We start from the raw sequence: 4,580 nt of genomic DNA on the forward strand, positions 1-4,580 counted from the left end.
AAAGCCGGATTGGCTATCCAGCAACAACAATTGCAAACTCTAGGTTGCCAAGTTTAATTTTACTACCCACAGTTAGCACAACCGGATCTGAGGGCCGATCGGCAGACGGGGGAGTAAGTTGTTGCCCATTTACAAAAGTACCATTGCGGCTGGCAAGATCGATAATTTGAAGTTTATTATTTGCCCACTGGATGACGGCGTGATGACGGGAGATGGTCGTAGGGAGGCTGGGCTCGTAGCCGCTGAGGTCAATATCGACAATAATATGAGGAGGATGGCTGCGCCCGATGAGCGATCGCAACCGATTCAGAGAAAAATATTGATTTGCTTTTGGCCCATTGAGAACAAGCAAATAAGTTACTTCCGGTTTAAGCTGAGTTAATCCAGGAATCGGATCGAAACCAAAACCAACAACCATCATAAACCTCCCAATTGACGAGTTGCGGTCAGCAATCCTGTTGCTTGATGGGCGCTAAGTTTGCCAGTTTTATACAAATCATCTAATTGCTGAGTTGCTCGATCGGCAATAGCTATCTGACCAGATTTTAGAGCTGCCGCTTGGATTTGGCTGAGCAATTCGCCAGTTTGCAAAGGATCGTTCGTATTGTTCAGTTCAGTACTGAAACGATTGATATCCCAGCAGAGACGATCGCGATCGACCTCCAAATTAATTTGTTGTGCTTCTCGATAGGAAGAAGTAAATTGCAGCGGCACTGGCGATATAGCAGAAGTGAATTCTAATGTTTGTAACCCAACTTCTGCAATCGCGTAACTACCGGGGGGATGAATTGGGTTTAAACTAGATACTTCTAATCCTAAAAGTACATCTGTTGAAGTATCCGATCGCAAATTTCGCAAATTAATTTCCCCCTTAGCAGTTTCTCCCAAAGGCAAGTAATCCGGACGAAACTGGCAGCAATTTTTCACCCTCACACCATCAGCTAAATTGATTTTGAGAACCGCATCTGCAACTGAGATCGTCTGTACTGCTTGCAAACGTTCTTGCAATTGAGTTGTGAGCAGAGACGGGTTATCGGCATACATAAACGTACCGCGTCCGCGATCGCTCAAACTCACCAGCAACGCGGAATTAAAATCAGCAGCATTACCCAATCCTACCGTACAGATACTAATACCATCTGTTGCCATTGCTTCAGCTTGCAAAATCAGTCGATCGACTTCCTGCAAAACCTCTCCTTTTTCGGTGGTAGGATGTCCATCTGTAATCAGAATTCCTACCCTCGCTCTACCCGACTGTGGCGGTAAGGCAGAGCGAATCCAGTTTAGCGCCAAATCAGTGCGCGTTACCCCTTCCGCAACTAAGCGATCCAAAATTGTTCGCAAATCGCCAAGTCGATCGTTCTGAACATTTTGGATCAGCGGCGTCACCCAATCGGCAAATCCTGCTAGAGAGAGGCGATCTCCGGGACGTAACTGTGATGCTAACGCAAGAGTTGCTGCTTTCGATCGTTCCCACTTTTCACCTTGCATCGAAGCGCTAGTATCCAGCGCCACTGCCAATTGTAAGGGTAAATTTTGAGTGCGATCGCCCGCAGGTACGATCCGCACTCGTAAAATATGTTCTGAAAGTTGCGAACTGATTTTAACAGGGCGATCCCAGGCAAGTTGCAAATTGAACATCGCAATTGAATAGCTTATCCAAACTGACCTTCTATTAACGATGGTAAACGGTTGTGAGCCAGACTAACGAATAACTGCCTCTCTCTTTTGAGGTAAATCTCAGTATATCCTCAACTGTCATGGCCTCTACTATACTTTTTCGGCAATATTAAAAGCTGACAGATATGAAACATGGATATCGCTTCCCCAGTTACTCTCCAGCACTGACCGCAAACTTTGAAATACAAAATTCATCTTCTCCGGGTCTTGTATCCGATAGAATGACAAAGTACTCAAAAGCGTCATATAATCATCTATATTATAGGTAACTTCACACAGCAAATGTCCTGAAACTAAGCCCTTAAACATACCTGAATCGATGATATCCTGCCCAAATCCTCTGATTATTTCTGCTTGAGTTTCCATCTGCTCGTAAGCTGGAATAGACACGCCCTGACTCTGATAAACTTGATGCAATGCTTGATAAACCTCATAAGCGGGTTGAGGCATCATGTTCCAAAGCAATATTAAATAACCGTTTTCTTGCAGAGCAGCAGCAGCTTTTGGATACTTAATTTCCGGTGGAATCCAATGCCAAGAATTTGCTGCTAAAACCGCATTGAACCTCTGAGTTTCTAACTGCCACTCTTCAAATGAAGTGTTCCTAATCTCTACATTTGGATACTGAGCGCAGTTTTGTCGCACTAGCTGGTAAAATGTTTGGCTAGGCTCAATACAGAGCATGGAAAAACCGAGTTCTGCAAATGCGATCGTTGCATTTCCCGGCCCACATCCCACTTCCAGAATAGTGGCCTCCTTTTCAAGTTTGGCTACCTCTACAGCGCGATAAATTAGCTCTTTAGGATAGCGCGGTCTTGCCTTGTTGTAGGCATCTGCGAATTCGCTATACCAGTTTTTTCTTTGTGCCAAATCTTTGCTGTAACAGCTTTTCACCAAATCTTCGTCTTTCATATCTGAATACTGAAAAAATTTTGTAATTATACATATTATATATGTTTCAACTTGTGGATAATAAAACTATGTACCAATGGTCAACCTTATCGGGAGTTTACGAAGGCAGCGATTTCACTTTTTATGGTGATGAAGCTTGGAAATGCTCATTCCATCTGCATTGGGAAGATACAGGTCGAGTAACCGGTTCTGGGTATTTCACCGCAGGAGAAGATTTTATCGGGGAAAATGACCAAGAGCGGGTTGATGTCGTCATTTTGGGGCAAATGACCCAAAAAGGCAATCTCTATGGAATAGTGGTTGCTCCTAAGCGATTTGAAAAAGGAGTTTGTTGGACAATCAATTTAGAGGTAGATTTTGAAAAAAGGGAGTTAGACGGAGAAGTACTTTATGCTGAAGATGCTCTTAGCGAAGGAGAACCGGGCTCGATGTTTCTCAAATATCAACGTGACTTCTAATACCAGTTTCAAAAATGTTTGGAACGCCTTTAGTTTTAGTAATCGCAATTTGTGAAACTCTTGTGGGGCGGGCATCTTGCCTGCCCTATTTATACAACTCTGCCGCATTGATTTTTAAAATGGGTATCTTCTCCAGACTACCCATCTACTACAGTCAGTAAACTATTGTTACCTAACCCAACAATTAACCGCCTGCCTGCCAAAACATTGAAATCGGGATAATTCTCAAAAATCCAACGATTCAGAGGTCTTTCGACTAAAGTTTCCAGCAAAGTTTTAATTCGCCGACCGCCAAACAATAAATTATCAGATTGCTGCATATTCAAACTCAAAACTTCCAGAACCGAAGTCTGAAATAGTAGCAGCAGACGATATTTATCCCAGGCAGATTCAGCCAATTGCCGCAGAAACTTCTCCCCAATTTTCCAGACAAATTCAGGACGCAGCAAGTCAAACACCACAATACTATCACCCAGACGGTTTAGCAATTCAGCGCGACCAATCCTACTGGTGAAATGCCAGTGAACTTCCGAGCGAAAATGAGTATCCACCTGAGCATAAGTAAAGGAATTGACACCTTGCTTTTGCACTTCTGTCATAATGCCATTACGAATAATCGCCCCCGTCTGAGGGTCGGTCAAATCAGAAGCACCAATATTACTGGTGAAAATAATCACCGTTTGATTGAAATAAACTGTTTGCCCTTTTCCATCCGTGAGACGACCATCTTCCAGAATTTGGAGAAACTTATCCAGAACTTTGGGATGAGCTTTTTCAATTTCATCAAATAACAAAATGCTGTAAGGACGTTCCAGGATGCGATTAGTTAATTGTCCGCCTTCTTCGTAACCAACAAAACCGGGAGGCGCACCCGCTAACTTTTCCGCCGCGTGTTCTTCTTTGTACTCGCTCATATCATAACGAGCAAATGCTTGTTCGTCTCCAAAAATCAGACGGGTGAGAGATTTAGCCAACTCGGTTTTACCGACACCGGTAGGGCCAACAAAAAAGAAAATTCCTTTCGGTTTGCTATTTCGACCGCTGACATTGCTGAGACTGATACCCACTTTGGCGCTAGTTAATAAAGTGGTGACAGCTTCTACAGCGCGGGGTTGTCCAATCACAGATTTCGATAATTCTTCCCTGGCATAAGCAATTTTATCTGCACTTATATTCTCAAAAGGTTCATCCCGTTGCCCGAATTTGTAGAAGTCTACCAGGCGCAATACTGTTTTGGGAGTGAGGGGAATGCTTTCTCGCCAAGAGGTATGACGAATAGCTTCCAAATCCATTGTTTGAAATCCTTCTGTCAAAGCCGCAAATTCTTCGGCGGCGAGTTCCAAATCGGAAGGTTGTTGGGGAGTGGCACGTTGGACATTTAATAAATGTCCGCCATAAAATCCCTGCTGTCCGAAGCGGAGAATAAACTGAAGTCGTTCTTCTTTATTGGGACGAGTAACTTGTACTAAAGCGACAAAAGGATTGCTAGTATAAAACCAAGGCGGAACACGCCGGAGGTCGCTTGCTAGG

The 4,580-nt window shown here is 43.7% G+C and carries 5 protein-coding genes; 1 reads left to right on the forward strand and 4 read right to left on the reverse strand.

Annotation, left to right across the window (positions count from 1 at the left end; translation table 11 throughout):
• Positions 1–13: 13 nt before the first annotated feature.
• The 3 genes from H6S82_RS19350 to H6S82_RS19360 form a co-directional block, all read right to left on the reverse strand.
• A complete protein-coding gene (locus H6S82_RS19350; protein WP_242057023.1) occupies positions 14–421 on the reverse strand; it encodes an FHA domain-containing protein in 408 nt (135 codons plus the stop codon).
• Entirely contained in the window at positions 418–1,641 is a 1,224-nt protein-coding gene (locus H6S82_RS19355; protein WP_190464730.1) for a vWA domain-containing protein, read from the reverse strand. The genes H6S82_RS19350 and H6S82_RS19355 overlap by 4 nt, the downstream gene beginning before the upstream one ends.
• A 129-nt stretch (positions 1,642–1,770) precedes the next feature.
• Complete coding sequence (locus H6S82_RS19360) at positions 1,771–2,592, reverse strand: class I SAM-dependent methyltransferase (RefSeq protein WP_190464731.1); 822 nt, start codon at positions 2,590–2,592, stop codon at positions 1,771–1,773.
• Between the two features lie 41 nt (positions 2,593–2,633).
• Here H6S82_RS19360 and H6S82_RS19365 point away from each other — a divergent pair, with 41 nt between their 5' ends.
• Positions 2,634–3,050, forward strand: a complete 417-nt coding sequence (locus H6S82_RS19365; protein WP_190464732.1) for a hypothetical protein — start codon at positions 2,634–2,636, stop codon at positions 3,048–3,050.
• Between the two features lie 137 nt (positions 3,051–3,187).
• On the opposite strand, the gene H6S82_RS19370 is transcribed toward H6S82_RS19365, so the two are convergent.
• Positions 3,188–4,580: AAA family ATPase (locus H6S82_RS19370; RefSeq protein ID WP_191056578.1), on the reverse strand; the 1,393-nt coding region annotated here is incomplete at its 5' end.

Source organism: Planktothrix sp. FACHB-1355 (assembly GCF_014748295.1).
Classification (GTDB): domain Bacteria; phylum Cyanobacteriota; class Cyanobacteriia; order Cyanobacteriales; family Aerosakkonemataceae; genus Aerosakkonema; species Aerosakkonema funiforme_A.

What these genes read in the sequence shown, in the direction of transcription:
- H6S82_RS19350 (WP_242057023.1), bottom strand. Translation starts at nt 421, where the DNA reads ATGATGGTTGTTGGTTTTGGTTTCGATCCGATTCCTGGATTAACTCAG.
- H6S82_RS19355 (WP_190464730.1), bottom strand. Translation starts at nt 1,641, where the DNA reads ATGTTCAATTTGCAACTTGCCTGGGATCGCCCTGTTAAAATCAGTTCG.
- H6S82_RS19360 (WP_190464731.1), bottom strand. Translation starts at nt 2,592, where the DNA reads ATGAAAGACGAAGATTTGGTGAAAAGCTGTTACAGCAAAGATTTGGCA.
- H6S82_RS19365 (WP_190464732.1), top strand. Translation starts at nt 2,634, where the DNA reads ATGTTTCAACTTGTGGATAATAAAACTATGTACCAATGGTCAACCTTA.